At 61.0% G+C, this 16,244-nt stretch carries 17 protein-coding genes; 10 read left to right on the forward strand and 7 right to left on the reverse strand.

The window, feature by feature from the left end:
* The first annotated feature begins 26 nt into the window (after positions 1 to 26).
* The 4 genes from plsX to ACGHU1_RS14150 all read left to right on the forward strand — a co-directional run bounded on the left by plsX (position 27) and on the right by ACGHU1_RS14150 (position 2,991).
* A complete protein-coding gene (gene plsX, locus ACGHU1_RS14135) occupies positions 27 to 1,115 on the forward strand; it encodes a phosphate acyltransferase PlsX (RefSeq protein ID WP_390587963.1) in 1,089 nt (362 codons plus the stop codon).
* Positions 1,112 to 2,089 (forward strand): beta-ketoacyl-ACP synthase III, encoded by a 978-nt coding sequence (locus ACGHU1_RS14140; RefSeq protein ID WP_390587965.1) that lies wholly within the window; start codon positions 1,112 to 1,114, stop codon positions 2,087 to 2,089. The genes plsX and ACGHU1_RS14140 overlap by 4 nt, the downstream gene beginning before the upstream one ends.
* Before the next feature lie 123 nt (positions 2,090 to 2,212).
* Positions 2,213 to 2,515, forward strand: a complete 303-nt coding sequence (locus ACGHU1_RS14145; protein WP_390587967.1) for an integration host factor subunit alpha — start codon at positions 2,213 to 2,215, stop codon at positions 2,513 to 2,515.
* A 47-nt stretch (positions 2,516 to 2,562) separates the two neighbouring features.
* Positions 2,563 to 2,991, forward strand: a complete 429-nt coding sequence (locus ACGHU1_RS14150) for a MerR family transcriptional regulator (protein ID WP_390587969.1) — start codon at positions 2,563 to 2,565, stop codon at positions 2,989 to 2,991.
* Between the two features lie 20 nt (positions 2,992 to 3,011).
* Here the strand turns inward: ACGHU1_RS14150 and smc are convergent, their stop codons facing one another.
* The 4 genes from smc to ACGHU1_RS14170 all read right to left on the reverse strand — a co-directional run bounded on the left by smc (position 3,012) and on the right by ACGHU1_RS14170 (position 8,711).
* Positions 3,012 to 6,434, reverse strand: a complete 3,423-nt coding sequence (gene smc, locus ACGHU1_RS14155; RefSeq protein WP_390587971.1) for a chromosome segregation protein SMC — start codon at positions 6,432 to 6,434, stop codon at positions 3,012 to 3,014.
* A 27-nt stretch (positions 6,435 to 6,461) separates the two neighbouring features.
* Complete coding sequence (locus ACGHU1_RS14160; protein ID WP_390587972.1) at positions 6,462 to 7,223, reverse strand: thioredoxin domain-containing protein; 762 nt, start codon at positions 7,221 to 7,223, stop codon at positions 6,462 to 6,464.
* Positions 7,224 to 7,386: 163 nt separating this feature from the next.
* Positions 7,387 to 8,145 (reverse strand): DsbA family protein, encoded by a 759-nt coding sequence (locus ACGHU1_RS14165; protein ID WP_390587973.1) that lies wholly within the window; start codon positions 8,143 to 8,145, stop codon positions 7,387 to 7,389.
* On the reverse strand, positions 8,142 to 8,711 hold the full coding sequence (locus ACGHU1_RS14170) for a DUF721 domain-containing protein (RefSeq protein ID WP_390587975.1): 570 nt from the start codon (positions 8,709 to 8,711) through the stop codon (positions 8,142 to 8,144). The genes ACGHU1_RS14165 and ACGHU1_RS14170 overlap by 4 nt, the downstream gene beginning before the upstream one ends.
* A gap of 23 nt (positions 8,712 to 8,734) precedes the next feature.
* On the opposite strand from ACGHU1_RS14170, the gene ACGHU1_RS14175 reads away from it, so the two are divergent.
* A complete protein-coding gene (locus ACGHU1_RS14175) occupies positions 8,735 to 9,766 on the forward strand; it encodes an A/G-specific adenine glycosylase (protein WP_390587976.1) in 1,032 nt (343 codons plus the stop codon).
* A 6-nt stretch (positions 9,767 to 9,772) separates the two neighbouring features.
* On the opposite strand, the gene ACGHU1_RS14180 is transcribed toward ACGHU1_RS14175, so the two are convergent.
* Positions 9,773 to 9,994, reverse strand: a complete 222-nt coding sequence (locus tag ACGHU1_RS14180) for a hypothetical protein (protein ID WP_390587978.1) — start codon at positions 9,992 to 9,994, stop codon at positions 9,773 to 9,775.
* Positions 9,995 to 10,099: 105 nt separating this feature from the next.
* Between ACGHU1_RS14180 and ACGHU1_RS14185 the strand changes: the two genes are divergently transcribed.
* The 5 genes from ACGHU1_RS14185 to ACGHU1_RS14205 all read left to right on the forward strand — a co-directional run bounded on the left by ACGHU1_RS14185 (position 10,100) and on the right by ACGHU1_RS14205 (position 14,348).
* Entirely contained in the window at positions 10,100 to 11,416 is a 1,317-nt protein-coding gene (locus ACGHU1_RS14185) for a serine hydrolase domain-containing protein (protein WP_390587979.1), read from the forward strand.
* A complete protein-coding gene (gene nudC, locus ACGHU1_RS14190) occupies positions 11,416 to 12,357 on the forward strand; it encodes an NAD(+) diphosphatase (protein ID WP_390587981.1) in 942 nt (313 codons plus the stop codon). Before ACGHU1_RS14185 ends, nudC begins: the two co-directional genes overlap by 1 nt.
* Positions 12,354 to 13,040 carry a DsbA family oxidoreductase gene (locus tag ACGHU1_RS14195; RefSeq protein ID WP_390587983.1) on the forward strand — a complete coding sequence of 229 codons (687 nt, stop codon included), beginning with the start codon at positions 12,354 to 12,356 and terminating at the stop codon, positions 13,038 to 13,040. The genes nudC and ACGHU1_RS14195 overlap by 4 nt, the downstream gene beginning before the upstream one ends.
* Before the next feature lie 129 nt (positions 13,041 to 13,169).
* Positions 13,170 to 13,667 carry a c-type cytochrome gene (locus ACGHU1_RS14200; protein ID WP_390587985.1) on the forward strand — a complete coding sequence of 166 codons (498 nt, stop codon included), beginning with the start codon at positions 13,170 to 13,172 and terminating at the stop codon, positions 13,665 to 13,667.
* Positions 13,668 to 13,682: 15 nt separating this feature from the next.
* Complete coding sequence (locus ACGHU1_RS14205) at positions 13,683 to 14,348, forward strand: cytochrome b/b6 domain-containing protein (RefSeq protein ID WP_390587987.1); 666 nt, start codon at positions 13,683 to 13,685, stop codon at positions 14,346 to 14,348.
* Here ACGHU1_RS14205 and ACGHU1_RS14210 read toward each other — a convergent pair.
* Complete coding sequence (locus tag ACGHU1_RS14210) at positions 14,345 to 14,737, reverse strand: DUF1489 family protein (protein ID WP_390588040.1); 393 nt, start codon at positions 14,735 to 14,737, stop codon at positions 14,345 to 14,347. The genes ACGHU1_RS14205 and ACGHU1_RS14210 overlap by 4 nt on opposite strands.
* 31 nt (positions 14,738 to 14,768) lie before the next feature.
* Complete coding sequence (mgtE, locus tag ACGHU1_RS14215) at positions 14,769 to 16,220, reverse strand: magnesium transporter (protein WP_390587989.1); 1,452 nt, start codon at positions 16,218 to 16,220, stop codon at positions 14,769 to 14,771.
* Positions 16,221 to 16,244 lie beyond the last annotated feature (24 nt).

The following is a 16,244-nucleotide window of genomic DNA, read 5'->3' on the forward strand; positions in this document are numbered from 1 at the left end:
CAGACGATGATATCGGAGAACCTGACATGAGCCTGCCGCGTATCGCCATTGATGCGATGGGCGGCGATGAAGGCGTGCGCGTCATGATAGAGGGCGCGGCGCTGGCACGTCGTTCTCACGATGCGTTCAATTTCCTGCTGGTGGGTGACCAGGCGCGGATCGAAGCCGCGCTTGAAGATCATCCGAACATGCGCGGCGCATCCGAAATCCTCCATTGCGAGGATGTGATCAGCGGCGATGAACAGCCGAGCCGCGCAATCCGCCGGGCGAAAACGACCTCCATGGGCCTCGCCGTGAACGCGGTGAAAGAAGGCGCGGCTGGCGCGGCGATCAGCGGTGGCAACACCGGTGCGTTGATGGCGATGAGCAAGATTGCCTTGCGCACCATGCCCGGCATTGATCGGCCTGCGCTTGCAGCGCTTATGCCAACGCTTGAGCCGCACGACGTGGTGATGCTGGATCTGGGCGCCAATACGGAGGCGGATGCGCGCAACCTTGTGCAATTCGCCGTCATGGGCGCGGCGTATTCGCGGATCGTGAATGGTTTTGAAAAACCGACCGTTCGTCTGCTCAATATCGGCACCGAAGAGATTAAAGGCACCGATGCGCTGCGCGATGCTGCGGCCCGCCTGACTGCCGCCAGCGAAGACCGCAATGGCGGCCTAGAGATGAATTTCGCCGGATTTGTCGAATCCGACAAGATCAATCGCGGTGAAACGCATGTCGTGGTGACTGACGGATTTTCCGGCAACATCGCGCTCAAGGCTATCGAAGGGTCTGCGCGGTTCGTGACTGATCTGCTGAAACAGGCGTTTACCAGTTCGATCCGCTCCAAGGTTGGCTTTCTGGTGTCGCGCCCGGCGACCGAATTGCTGCGCCACCACCTCGACCCGAATAATCACAATGGCGCTGTATTCCTCGGGTTGAACGGCGTGGTTATCAAAAGCCACGGCAGCGCCAATGCAAAAGGCGTGGCGCATGCTGTGACGGTCGCTGCGCGTTTGCTCGAAAACAAACTGACCCAGCGCATCACCCACGATCTGGCTGAATTGGGCGAGGCAGCTTTCCAGAACAATGACGGCGCCCCAGTGTCCGAGGCTGGACCGGCCAAATGATGGGCGCGCGGCTGCTCGGTTCGGGATCGGCTCTGCCAAAGCAGGTCGTGACCAATGCCGAACTCGCCGCGCGGATCGACACCACCGATGAATGGATCGTAGAGCGGACCGGTATTCGTCAGCGCTATATCGCCGGAGATGACGAGACTACGTCCACTCTCGCAGTGGATGCAGCGCGTGCGGCGATTGCCGATGCTGGGATAGAGGCCTCTTCAATCGATCTGATCGTCGTGGCAACTGCCACGCCCGACAACACCTTCCCGGCGACCGCGACAAAAGTGCAGGACGCGCTTGGCTGCAATGGCGGTGTGGCTTTCGATGTCGCGGCGGTTTGTTCCGGCTTTCTTTATGCGCTCGCCACCACCGATTCGCTGCTGCGTACCGGCATGGGAAAGCGCGCTCTGGTCATCGGAGCGGAAACTTTCAGCAGAATTCTCGACTGGGACGATCGGACGACTTGCGTCCTGTTTGGCGACGGGGCGGGGGCTGTCGTGCTCGAAGCACCCGGCGAAAACGATCAGCCGGGCACAGAAGGGCCGGGCATCATCGCGAGCAAGCTGCACGCCGACGGTGCCCAGCACGATCTGCTATATGTTGATGGCGGTCCGTCGACCACGCAGACGGTTGGCCATCTTCGCATGAAAGGCCGCGAGGTCTTTCGCCACGCGGTGGTCAATCTTTCGAGCGTCCTTGGCGAAGTGCTTGAACAGTCGGGCTTTACCGCTGACGATATTGACTGGATTGTCCCGCATCAGGCGAACGCCCGAATCCTCGACGCGACCGCGCGAAAGCTTGGCATTGCGCCCGAAAAAGTGATCGTCACGGTTGATCAACACGCCAACACTTCGGCTGCATCGGTGCCGCTGGCGTTCGACGTGGCCCGCCGCGATGGCCGTATCAAAAGCGGCGATCTGGTGATGTTCGAGGCGATGGGCGGCGGCTTCACCTGGGGCGCGACCTTGATGCGGATTTGATCCGCGGGTGTCGGATTTGTGCACAATCCATGGATTTTGAACAACTTAGTTTGCGGTTGCGATTAAAAACCGTTATGCTTCATCAGCTTCGTGCAGGGTCGCACCGACGAAGGAGTAAAGCGTATGATGCGTTCAGTAGGGACTTTGACCCGGGCTGATCTGGCTGAGACAATCAACCGCAAGCTGGGATTTAGCCGCGCAGAATCGCTCGATATGGTGGAATCGATTCTCGACAAGATGTCGGATGCTCTCTCCAAAGGGGAGAACGTGAAGATATCCGGTTTCGGCAGTTTTGTCCTGCGGGACAAGAACGAACGTATTGGCCGCAATCCCAAAACCGGGATCGAAGTGCCGATTACGCCGCGCCGTGTGATGACGTTCCGCGCGAGCCAACTGCTGAAAGAACAGATCGCCAAGGGCGAATAAATCACGAGCGGGCGCACTGCTTTTTCGCGCCCTGAGGGTTAGGGATTATGGCGGACTTCGATGACGGCAAAGACGATGGCGCATTGCGCACCATTGGCGAAGTCAGCGAGGCTCTCGATATCAAACCCCACGTGCTGCGTTACTGGGAACAGCAATTTGCGCCGCTCAATCCGCTGAAACGCAGCGGTGGGCGGCGCTATTACCGGCCCAGCGACGTCGCCATCGTTGAAACGATAAACCGCCTCGTCAACGAAGAGGGGTATACCCTTAAAGGGGCAGAGGCGGTTTTGCGTTCTGCGCCCAATTCCGAACATGATCGCCGATCAGACGACCGCCGCAGCACCGATAGGCGTGCAGGGGGCGGGGATACGGCTGGAGGCAGCGTCGGTGACAGCACTCTCAAACCAAAAATTGACGCAGCCTTGCCCCGGCTGAAGGCCTTGAGGGCGAAACTGGAAGCTGCAATCGAGGCGTGAGGTGAAAGCCGCGCGGCGCGTTATTCCGCCGCCATCAACGCCGCTTCGCCCAAGTCCACGCTCACCAGGCGGGACACCCCTTTTTCCGCCATGGTTACGCCGAATAATCGGTGCATCCGGCTCATTGTGACCGCGTTGTGGGTTACAATGAGATAACGGGTATTGGTGGTCGCCACCATGGAATCGAGCAGGTCGCAGAACCGTTCGACATTGGCATCGTCCAGCGGCGCATCGACCTCGTCCAGCACGCAGATCGGGGCGGGATTCGTCAGAAACAATGCAAATATCAGCGCGGTCGCGGTTAGCGCCTGTTCGCCGCCAGATAGCAGCGAAAGCGATTGCAGCCGCTTGCCGGGTGGCTGCGCGTAAATCTCCAGGCCGGCATCCAGCGGATCGTCGCTATCGATCAGCGCCAGATGCGCCTGCCCGCCTTGAAACAGGCGGGTGAACAGTTCGCGGAAATGGCCGTCGACTTCCTCAAATGCAGCCTTCAGCCGTTGGCGCCCTTCGCGGTTGAGATTGCCGATGGAGCCGCGCAGCCGGTTTACCGCTTCGGCTAGCTCGGCCTGTTCGCCTGCATTGGTGCCATGCTCCTCCTCGATCCGCGCCAGCTCGTCTGCCGCGACCAGATTGACGGGGCCAATACGTTCCCGGCTGGCGGTGAGGCGGTCCAGTTCCTCGGTTTCCTGAGAGGAATGTTTCACAGCCTCTTCGGCAAAATTGAACCGTTCGCCCAATAGCGGCGGCGGGCATTGGAACCGTTCCCCCGATAGCCGCGCCATTTCGCCCCGGCGCTCTTCTTCGCTCTCTGCGCGGGCTGCCAAAGTCGCTCGGCCCTCGCGCGCCTGTGCCAGTTGCTCGGTCACGTCGCCCAGCGCGCGGTCGGCAACTGTCAGCGCCTCTTGCACCGTGTTTTTAGCATTCTCGGCGGCGGCGAGTTCGCGCGTGAGCTTTTCGCGCATCGCATCGCCTTGCTCAATTTCTGCGATAAGGGCTGCTGGCTTTACGGCGATAACCGCGCGCTCTTCCTCGATTTCTTCAAGCCGTTTGGCGGTTTCAGCCATGCGCTGCGCCGCTTCGCCAGAACGCGCCTGCCAATTGGCATGATCAGCCCGCTGCGCAGCGAGCCTTTCGCGCGATACGGCCAGCCCCTGATCGTGCGCGGCCAGTTGCGCCATGGCGGCCTGCACTGCGGATTTCGCTGCCTCGTGCCTGCTGCGCGCCGCCTCGAGCGACGCGCGGCCCGCCTCGGGTGAGGGAAGGGCGGATTTCTGCTGCTGCGCGGTTTCCAGTTCATGGGTCGCAGTGCGTACCTGCTCTTCAAGGTCGCTTGACGCGCTGGCCAATTCCTCCAGCCGCGCTGCAATCCGTTCTTTCGCGGCCTCCGCCTGATCGAGCGCACGCAAGGCCTGTCGTTCGGCATCGATAGCGCCTGCGATCGCGCGTTCCTGCGCGACCAGATCCATTTGCAGCACGCGAAGCTCCTCGCGCGCTTGTGCCTCGCCTGCCTCGGCGGTTTGCGCCTTGGCGCGCAGGTCTGGCAGCATCGCCTCCAGCTGGGAAAGGCGGTTCGCCGCCTCGAGCATCGCCGCCTCGGCAGAGCCTTCACCGCGGGCGACAAATCCGTCCCAACGGCGCAGGTGGCCGGTTTTGGTAACGAGCCATTCGCCCGGGCCAAGTGTGCGCCCGTCATCGGGTTCCGCAACATGGACGAGCGAAAGGCGGGAGCGCAATTCAGCCGGGCATTTCGTAATGTGGCTCAATAGACTGTCCGCAACTTCGTCCGGGGCATCGCTGCCGGTCCAGAACCGTCCGTCTTTCGCCTCTTCGGGAGAGCCAAGGGGCGATTTGGCATCACGGCCTAGCACTGCGGCCAAGGCGCGTTCGTATCCCGATGCAACGCTGACCTTGTCGAGAGCGGCTGGCAGACCTTCGCGGCCCGCCGCACGCTTCGCGCGCGCATCACGGTCACGGGCGAGGGCGGAATATTCACGTTCGACCCCCGCAAGCTCGGCCTTCGCGGCGGCAAGCTGAGCGGCTGTTTCATCGCGTTTGTCTTGCAGCGCGCTTTTGCGCGATTGATCCGCCTCCAGGCGTTCGCGCAGGCGTGTCACTTCCTTCGCGGCTTCCTCGGCGGCATCCTGTGCTGCTGTTACAGCGTCATCGGGGTCCTGCCCGCCTGACAATTCGGCGCGGGTTGCCGCGATCCGATCACCTTCGCGCGCCAATCGGTCGAGCCGCGCCTGGGCCTGCGCAATGGCTGCCTCGGCGACGCGCCATTCGGCCTCGACCCCGGCATGGTCGGCGGTTGCCTTGGCCAGAGCGAGTTCTGCGGTCCGGCTGGCGCGCTCGCTATCCTCGCTTTTTGCGGCGAGGGCAGGGCGCGCGCTCTCCGCCTCTTCTGCTGCTTTCTGACTGGTTTCAAGGTCGCTTGCGAGCGTCTTGAGCGCCTCTGCGGCGTCGGATGTCATGCGGTCGGCTGCAACGCGGTCCTCTTTAAGACGAGTGCGTTGTCGTTCCAGCCCGGCCAGGCGCTGTTCCGCCGCTTCGAGTTTTTCTGACAGGGCGGCCATACGGTGCCCATGCGCGTTGGCATCATCGCGGCGGTCGATCAATTCATCACGCGCTTTGGCCAGTTTCTCTGCTGCGTTTGCCTGCGTCTTCTGCGCGGTTTCGGTCGCGTTCTGCGCCTCAGCAACGCGTTTCTCCGCACCTTCTGCGGCGGCGCGGGCTTCCTTTGCCGCCTTAGCCGCATCGCGCCACCGGGCAAACAGCACGCGCGCCTCTGCTACGTTGATCTGATCTGTGAGGGTTTTGTACCGTTCAGCTTGCTTGGCCTGCCGTTTGAGCGAGGCCATCTGCGTGTCGAGACCTGCCATCAGGTCTTCGAGCCGGGCAAGGTTGGCCTCGGTCGAACGCAGCTTGCTTTCGGCGTCTCTGCGCCGGACATGCAGACCGGAAATGCCTGCTGCCTCTTCCAGCATCTTGCGGCGCTCGGCCGGCTTCGCAGCGATGACCTGCGCAATCTTGCCTTGGCTCACCAGCGCTGGTGAATGCGCGCCGGTTGCGGCATCGGCAAAGGTCAGCGCGACATCTTTTGCCCGCACATCGCTGCCGTTGACTCGGTAGGCGCTGCCAGCGCCGCGCTCGATCCGGCGGGTGACAACCAATTCCTCGCCGTCATCATCCGCGGCGTGCAGCACGACCTCGGCAAAGGCGCGTTCTGGGCGGGAGGATGTTCCTGCAAAGATAACGTCCTCCATCCCGCCCGATCGCATGGATTTTGCAGAGGTTTCCCCCATGACCCAGCGGATCGCTTCGAGAAGGTTGGATTTGCCGCAGCCATTTGGCCCGACAACCCCGGTCAGGCCGGGTTCGATGCGCAGTTCAGCCGGCTCTACAAAGCTCTTGAATCCACTGAGCTTAAGCCGGCTGATCTGCATGATCGTGCGTGGTCCCCCTGCGCCGCGTTACCGTGCGCCGGCGTTTTGCAACGCGGCTTCCACGTCGTTCCAGCTGATGCCGTCGATCCGGCTGTCGTTCAGGAAGAAGGTCGGCGTGCCCGAGACCTGCAGTTCATTGGCCTGCTCGGCCGAATTGTTGGCGATTGTCTCAATCGTCTCGACATCGGCGAGGCAGGCGCGCGCCTGATCCGCTGAAACGCCGCGAGCGGAGAAAAAGTCGATCAGTCCAGCCGCTTCCCCGATGGCGATAAAGCGTTGCTCTACCGGCAGTTCGCCGGATGCCTCGTATTGGGCGGCGTTCTGCTGGACGTTCTGGAAGATCCCCTCGAGTGCACCCCATGCCTGGTCGGACAGCGGCTGCATGTTTTCTTTCTGACCGCAGCGGACCAGCGTCGCGATGGCGAGATCGATGGGATCGCGCACCAGATTGCGCTGTTCAAAGCTGACGACGCCGGTGGACACGTAATCGTCCTTGAGTGGCGGCTTTCCGGTTGCGGAAAATTGCGCGCACGCTCCGCAGGTGTGCGAGGCGTATTCGACCAGTTTCAGCGGCGCTTCGGGATTGCCGAGAACATAGCCGCCTTCGTCGCTGACGGTCACTGTTTCGGTCCAGCTGGTGCCGTCAGGCGCAGGAATAGCGGCGATTGCTTCGCCGGCTTCATCGCCGCCCGTTTCTGCATCGGCGCCGCATGCGGCCAGCATCAGCGGGGCAATCAGGCCGAGCGAAAAAGTCATGCGGGCCTTGGTCGGAAAAGCGATCGAGATCATGGGAAAAATTACCTTTAGTCTTTCAAGGAGGATAAACGGGTGTTTCTGGTGGCAACAATAGCGCGCAAATACCTGCTTGTGCAAAAATCCGGCAAAACTGCCATCGTTCGACGATTTGGGCCATTTGAGCCCGATACAAGATACGCGCGGCGTGAGTGTGTGACTATTCCTCCACCGGCTCCGGTTTGAAACGCTCGGCGAGGATCGGATAAAGGTCATCCCATGAATGGATGCCCTCCATGAGTTTGCCATTGAACAGGAAATGCGGCTTTTCAAACCCATCAGCATCGATTGGCAAACCAAATTCTTCGGTATCGGCCCTGCTGTTTGCTAGCAAACGGGCCGCTTCGCCGCGATCGGACAGGCAGCGGCCAATATCCATTTGCGAATACCCCCGGCGGCGGGCGAGCAGGTCATCAAAATCGAGCGCGTTTACCAGGCTTCTGCGTGAAGGAATGGTGCCGTGCGACCAATTGACCCGGTTAAATGCAGAGGCCCCGTTCCATGCGTCCATCCAGCGTTTCTGTTCGCGCATGAATATCGCATGGTTTACCTTGAACTTCGCAGGCTCTCCGCACGATGCCAGCAGGCTAAGCGGCAGATCGGCCGGATGATTGAAACGGGGCCGGATTTCGAGATTGAGTATGCCCGGCGCGAGCAGTGCCAGATCAAGTTCCGGGTCCCCGCGAAACGCAAATTCATAGCATCCCTTGCAGGCATAACTGACGAACATGACAAGCCGGGCCTCCGCCTCGGGATTGCCAATCAGGTGGCCGCGTTCGGTTTCCTCGACAGTGGCATGCCATGCTTTTTTGCTGGTCAGGTCTTTGAAGGCGCTGCGTTCGTCTTCAAGGCTTTGCGCGGCGGCAGTCTGGGACAGGCAGAGCGCAGCGAGACCTGCCGCACCGATTATAGCTTTCATTGCTCGCCCCTGTCCTTTTTCTCTTTCGCATCGAAACTGCGCGCCAGCGATTCAAGCACAGTGCGCAGTTCCGGGTCGCCGATATCGCGCAGGCTGTCCCCCAGTTCCATCGGGATCGGCTTTAACGAAGGCGGCGCCTTGGCAGGCTTTTGACCATGGGTAGGCTTAACCGCGCCTTGCCGGATTTTGACACGCACGACGGCGCTGTATCCGAAGAAGCGGTTCACGCGCTCCATGATTTCTGGCGTGACCTGCTGGATCAGCGGCGCGTGGGCCGGGCTGACGACCAGTTGCAAGATACCTTCGGATTTTTCGCCGGGAGGGAAACGGATCGCCTCCGGGCTGCAAACGCGCGCATGGCGCGGGCCGACGATTTCGGGCCAGCGGGTCACGACAGAGCTTTGCACGAAACCAAACCGGCGAAAGGCTGTCCGACCGATTTCCGGCATCAGGTCGCCAATCGCCTTAGGCCCGCCGCCGCGAGGGCGGGTATAGGGCTTGGGACTTTTTTTCGCCCGTTTGCCAGCCTTGTTATTGTCATCGCTTCCCATGTCGCGAAAAGCCATGCCATAGGGCGGGCGTGACTTCCATGCCCGATACACTCTCTTCCACGCTGCTGGATTGGTACGATAACCATGCTCGCGCCCTGCCATGGCGCAATCCGCCGGGGGAGCCTGCGCCGCAGGACGCGGCGTGGCCTTACCGCGTGTGGCTGTCGGAAATCATGCTCCAACAGACAACGGTTGCAGCGGTAAAGCCGTATTTCGAGAAATTCACCCGTATCTGGCCGAGTGTCGAGGATTTGGCTGCGGCTTCCGATGATGAGGTAATGGCTGCGTGGGCGGGGCTTGGCTATTATTCGCGGGCGCGCAATCTGGTGAAATGTGCGCGGATGGTGGCAGAAATGGGCGGCTTTCCTGCAAGCGAGAACGAGCTTCGCCAGTTGCCCGGTCTGGGCGCATACGCCGCTGCAGCAATCGCAGCCATTGCGTTTGGCGAGTGGGCGGTGGTGGTTGATGCCAATGTCGAACGGGTGGTTTCGCGCCTGTTCAACATCGCAGAACCATTGCCCGGCGCACGCAAACCGATCCGTATCAGGGCGGAGGAGATCACGCCGGATGACCGCTCGGGCGATTTTGCGCAGGCCATGATGGACCTCGGCTCCAGCATCTGCACCACGAGATCGCCGCGCTGCCTGCTGTGTCCGATTGGAGATTATTGCGAAGCCAGAAAAGCGGGCGATCCGGAGCGGTTGCCGGTAAAGCCTGTCAAAAAGCCCAAACCGGAACGGACCGGTACGGCGTTCTGGATTGAACGCAATGATCACGTCTGGCTGGTCACACGCGAGGGGACAGGAATGCTGGGCGGGATGCGTTCATTGCCCGATGATGGTTGGACCGCTCGCGCCGACGGGTCAGGCACCGCACCGATAGCCGCCGATTGGCGCAATGTCGGAGCTGTGCAGCACACTTTTACTCATGCACATCTGACGCTGACTGTGCAGCACGCACAGGCGGAAAGCGCGCCCGATGGGGAGGGCGAATGGTGGCCTGTTGCCGATCTGGATCAGGCCGGACTGCCAACCCTCTTTGCGAAGGCGGCTAGGCTCGCGCTCGCCTGAGCGCGCTTAGAATATGCCGCCGCCGATAGACAGCCGGACGGCCGCAACAAACAGGACGATGAGGCAGAAATTGCGCCCCGACGTGCTGGAAGACAAGGCGCCGAAAATCACCCCGATGATGATCAGGGGCAGCGCCAGCCAGTTCCCCCAACCCAGAAACGGGATCGTAGCAGGAATGACAATATCGAGCGATATCAGGCCAAACAGCCAAGCGAGTAAGTTAAACATGTGTGTTATATGGATAGCACACCGCGCAAAAACAAGTCTTGATTGACCACTCAAGCCAAACGTCCCACACAGCGATCAATTGAGTCCCCCTTGAGAGAGAACCCCATGGCATTTCGCAATTTCGACACCACCGACCTTTCACGGCGCACGCTTTTCCGGGGCGGCGGTTATCTTGCGGCCGGTGCGGCAATGGCGGCATTGCCATTTGGCCGCAGTCTGCTGGCGCACGATGTCAGTCAGACATGGCCCACTGTCGCGGCCCTTGCCGACAAATATGTGTCCGAGCGCAAGGTTGCGAACCTTTTCCTGACATTCGGCAACGGTCAGGAACCGCACGCACACACGGTCGGCGGGGGAACGCTGGGTTTTGGCCGGCCGGCGCAGGTCGATGAAAATTCGCTCTACCGAATCTACTCCATGACCAAGCCGGTTACCGGCATGGCAATCATGATGCTGATTGATGACGGGGTGCTGGGTCTGGACCAGCCGCTTCACGATGTGATCCCAGCGTTCCGGGATATGCAGGTGCTGGTCGATCCGGCTGGTTCGCTGGCTGACACGGTTCCGGCTGCGAAGCCTATCACGATTCGCCAGTTGCTGACCCACACGGCGGGGCTGGGTTATCTGATAACCAGCAAAGGTCCGCTGCTTGAGGCGTATCAGCAAAACGGCCTCGTCGGCGGCCGCGTCAGCCGAATTCCGATACCGGGCATCCCGATTGTCACACCTGCACCAAATCTGGAGGAATGGGCCGATCGGCTCGCCGGTCTTCCGCTGATGTATCAGCCGGCGACCAAGTGGAGCTATTCCTGCAGTATCGACCTGCTTGGCCGCGTGATCGAAGTGGCATCGGGCATGGGCTTTGAAGAATTCCTGTCCGAACGGATTTTCACGCCCTGCGGTATGGACAGCACCTGGATGACAGTGCCCACCAGCGAATTGTCCCGCATGACGGACAATTACGGCATTCTCGGCGGCTTCCCGCTCCCGCTCGACCCGGCAGAGGCCACGATCTACACCGATGCGCCCAGCGTCCCTTCGGGCGGCGGAGGACTTGTGTCTTCTCCCCGCGACTATGACCGGTTCCTGCGGATGCTGCTCGGCTATGGTACGATCGATGGCACCGAAGTGATGAGCGAGATGGCCGTGCGCGTCGGCACCTCGGACTTGCTACCCAAGACGGTGGATACGACCGGATCGTGGATCGCTGGCGAAGGGCACGGCGCTGGCGGACGCGTGGTCAACGGGACATTCGGCTGGGGCGGCGCTGCCGGTACATTGGCGGCGGTCGATTACAATCTTGGCCTGCGGACCGCGTTGTGGACGCAGTATATGCCGACCGACACCTACCCCATCAGGGAAGAGTTTCTCGCCGCATTGCAGAAAGACACCGCTGCAATGCGCACCAATATGGGGGCGTGATGAACCATCCTGCCCATCCAGAGCTGGCCCGCACAGGCCCGATTGCCTTTGCCGGGTCGCCAATAGACCGCGCCGACCTGATCCGGGTTGATCCCGACGCACTGGCCGCGCGGATGGACTGGCGCGCAAAGGTTCTGATGCTCGATGGACTGCTGCCGCAAATTGACGAGATGGGCGGTCTCATCTGGGGCACGCTTGCCGATATCGATTCCGATGCAGAACTGGTTTTCCTGGGCTTGCTGGATGAGAAGGCCTGTTTCGCTGCCGTTCCCGATGATGGAGCGACGGGGCCAGCCTATGCAATGCCGCGCGCATGGGCTGCGATCCAGCAGCTAAGCCCGCCTGATCTCGCCATTTATGGCGGCGCGCGCAGCCTGGTCGATTGGCACGCGCGGCACAAATTTTGCGCCAAATGCGGCGCGGGCACAAAACCTGCCAAAGGCGGCTGGCAGCGCACTTGCGGTGCCTGCGGCGCACAGCATTTCCCGCGCACCGATCCTGTCACGATCATGCTGGTCGAAAACGCTGAGGTGAATGGCGGCAGCCTGCTGCTGGGCCGTCAGCCACGCTTCCCGCCGCGCAGTTTTTCCGCGCTCGCGGGCTTTGTCGAACCGGGCGAGACCATCGAAGAGGCGGTCGCGCGCGAGGTTTGGGAAGAGGCAGGGCTGCGGGTGCGCGATGTCGAATATATCGCCACCCAGCCGTGGCCATTTCCCAGCCAGCTGATGATCGGATGCTATTCGAAGACCGACGAAACCGACATCACTCTGGATGTCGAGGAGTTGGAAGAGGCGCGCTGGTTCTCCCGCGAAGAGGTGGAACACGCAGTGCAGCATTCGCGCGGATACGAAGGGGACGGGACCGAAACTGCCTTCACCGCGCCGCCGCCTACGGCCATCGCGCACAGCCTGCTGAAATGGTGGCTGGAGAAAACGAAATGAGTGCAGCCCAGCAGCTGACCATCGACATCTATTCCGATGTCATGTGCCCATGGTGCGCCATCGGCTATGGCCAGCTTACCCAGGCTTTGGAACAGCTGGACGGCGAAATTGAGGCGCAAATCCGCTGGCGTCCGTTTGAACTCAACCCCGATATGCCGGCAGAGGGTGAGGAGCAGGAGGCGCATCTCCAGCGCAAATACCGCCGCTCCGCCGAAGAGGGCGCTGCGGTGCGCGGGCAGATGAAGGCCATTGCGGAAAAGGCGGGTGTGTCGCTCGCATATGATGGTGATGAAGCAGAGGCTCCGCCGGCGATGATGTGGAACACGCGCGATGCGCACAAATTGCTGACCTTCGCGCTGGAACAGGCTGGTCCCAGTGTGCAGACGCAGTTGAAACTCGCGCTGTTCCGCGCGCATTTCAATCACCGGCGACGGATCGGGGAGCGCGCTGTCCTGCTGGATATTGCTGCGGAAAACGGCCTTCACCGCGAAGCTGCAAAGGCCGCGCTGGACGATGCCGATCTGGAGGCGCGGGTCATTGCCGAAGAACGCGAGGCGTGGGATCTCAACATATCAGGTGTCCCAGCGATGATCGTGAACGGCAAATTCATGATACCCGGTGCGCAGGCCCCCGATGTTTACGTAAATGCCCTGCGCCGCGTCGCTGAAAAAAGCCGCGCCTGAACTGGCTGGCCGTTGATCGGGCAGACACGGCGAGCCGCCACAAACCGCTTGCCGTAAGGGAATGAGCGGTTAGGCTTACCACCGGGATTATCTCATGCGCCTAGTGCCTCTCTTTACAGGAGCGTTTTGATGACCATTGCACCGAAAATCCGCCTCACCGCAGCCGCCGTATCGCTGGCTTTGCTTGCCGCGTGCGGAGCAGAGCCTGCGAGCGAAACAGAGGCGGTTGCCGCAGCGGACGAGCCGGAAGTGATTGACCAGCGGCAGGACAATTTTGAAAGCATCAGCGACGCATTCAAAGTGATCCGCACCCAGCTGGAAAGCGGCGAGCCTGATTTTACCGCCATCGAAACTTCGGCGGCTGACATCAGCGAACGCGCCCAATTGGTCAGCGGCTATTTCCCCGAAGGCACTGGCGTCGATGACGGCTACGACACCGAAGCCTTGTCCACGATTTGGGAAGACCCCGCAGGCTTTGAAAAGGCCGCGCAGAACTTTGTCGATGCGAGCGCCGAAATGGTCACCGTCGCAGCCAGCGGAGACGCGGTGGCTGTCGGCGAGCAGGTGAAGACGCTCGGCGGAACATGCAAAGGCTGCCACGACAAATTCCGTCTCAAGACCGACTGATCCGGCTGGCGCATCATGGCCACCCGACCGGTTAAAGTCTGGGACCTGCCGATCCGGCTGACCCATTGGAGCTTCGTCGGCCTCATATTCGCGATGTGGTACACGGCTGAAAACTCGCTGTGGTGGTGGCATACGCGGCTTGGCGTGACGCTGTTTGCGGTGCTGCTGTTTCGTATCATCTGGGGATTTATCGGCACCCGGACAGCGCGCTTTTCAGACTTTGTGCGCGGGCCGGTCAGGGTATGGGCGTATCTGCGCGGGCGCAGCGGCGTATATGACCAGATGGGCCACAATCCGCTGGGCGCATTGGCGGTGCTGACGCTGCTCGGCGTGATGCTGACGCAGGTCGGGATGGGGCTATTCGCTGGCGATCCCTATGACGGCGCGACCGGTCCGCTCAATTCGCTCGTCGGTATTGCGACCGCCGACACGCTGACCGATTGGCACGCCGATTTCCTGTATGTGGTGCTGGGCATGGTGGCGCTTCATATCGCGGCGATCAGCATCTATTCGTTCATCCGCCTCGATGACCTTGTCGGCCCGATGATCACAGGAAAGCGCGAGGCTCCGCCTGAAATCGAAGGGCTTGGCGCGATGCCATGGGGCAGGGCGGCAGCGGCTTTGGCCGTTTCCATCGCTGCGGCGGTCTGGGTGTGGTTCGGGGCACCGCCGTTTGGTTAGATCAGCCCGAGCCGTTCCAGTTTCGCCGCCATTTTGCCGGGCAACACATCGCCAACATCCTCGCCATCAGCTAAGTCAGCCGGCGCATTGTCATCGGTGAGATAACGCCAACCCTGATGTGCGCGCTTTCGCTTTTGATGCACACGGACGAGTTCCGGTTTGAGGTTGATGTTCCAGCGGCCATCAGGCGTTTCGGTGAAGCTCAGGATTTCCGAGCGTGCAACCAGCGAATGGTTGAGTATCCAGTAAAGCGATCCGCCGACCATCTCTTCATGCCGGGTCGGGCGATACTTCGTGGTGAGCGCGATTTCGCTGCGGTTCTTGTACCAGCCAGCCAGATCTTTCCAGCTTTTCGCACCGAACGCGATTTTGGTCATGTGAAGCGGCATGTGTCTCAATCTGGCGTCCCCACAGGAGAGATCAACCCATCGACACCAGCCCGCTAACAACAGCGAGGCCCAGAAACGCAAAAAAGCCCATCGAATCGGTGATCATGGTCACAAAAACCGATGATGCGACCGCCGGGTCCTGATTGAGCCGCTCAAAAATCACCGGGACGAGCACCCCGGCAAGCCCGGCGACTGCGATATTGATGATCATGGCTGTCGCGATGACGAGACCCATCAGCGGCGAATAAAGCAGCCCTGCAGCAACACCGATCAGCACCGCCACGGTCGCGCCGTTCAGCACGGCCACGCGCAGCTCGCGCCACAGGATGCGCCGCGTGTTCGCGCGGGTCAGCTGGTTGGTCGCGATAGCGCGCACGGACACAGCCATCGTCTGCGTGCCTGCATTTCCGCCAATGCTCGCGACAATCGGCATCAGCACCGCGAGCGCAACCAATTGCTCGATAGCCGCGCCGAAAAACGCGATGATGGCAGAGGCGACCACTGCCGTGCCAAGGTTTGCGATGAGCCAGCGCACGCGGCTGGAATACGCCTCCCGGATCGGCTCGTTGATGTCGCCATCACCCGCACCGGACAGCAACAGGGCGTCCTCGCCCGCTTCTTCGGAGATGATGTGCACGATATCGTCCACGGTCATCTGCCCGACGAGCCGCCCGCTTTCATCAACCACAGCAGCAGAAATCAGCGCATATTTCTGGAACATCAGCGCGACTTCCTCCTGATCCATCCCTGCGGGGATCAAGGTCTGGTCGCGTTTCATCACGTCGGTCAGCTTGACCGTGCGCGGTGTCGTCAAAATCCAGTTGAGTGCGCATGTGCCGACCGGGTGATGCGCGGCGTCGATCACGAAAACTTCGTGGAAATCATGCTCCAGATCGCCGTTTTCGCGCAGAAAATCGATGAGGTCGCCGATGGTCAGATGCTCGGGCACCGCCATGACATGCCGGTTCATCAACCGGCCCGCTGTTTCCTCCGGATAAGCGAGCGCGGAATTGACCGCGGCCTGCGTTTCAGGGTCCAGTTCTGCGATGATCGCTTTCTGGTCATCTTCGTCGAGATCTTCGAGCAGCTGGACCGCGTCATCGGTTTCCAGCTGTTCCGCGATGGTGGCGACTGCGCCAGGTTCGAGCGCCTCCATCATCACTTCGCGGACGTGATCGTTAAGTTCGGCGACCACATCACTGGTCATCAAATCGCTGATGGCGGTCGCAAGCAGCGCCCGTTCATGATTGTCCAGCAATTCGATAAGGTCGGCGATATCTGCCGGGTGCAACGGTTCTACGAAATCGTAAACCGCGCCCTTGTCGCCTGCCTCCAGAGCGTCCCGCACGCCCCGGATATACTCCGGTTTTAGCCGGTTTTCCTCGTCATGGCGTTCATCATCGATTCGGTCATCGGGACGCACTTCTTCATCGATAGCGTCCGCCACCATCGTGTCGTGATGAAGATGCCCCGGATCGATCATGATTGCGGGTTTAGAACCGCCAAA

The organism is Erythrobacter sp. MTPC3, from assembly GCF_042854385.1.
GTDB lineage: Bacteria > Pseudomonadota > Alphaproteobacteria > Sphingomonadales > Sphingomonadaceae > Erythrobacter.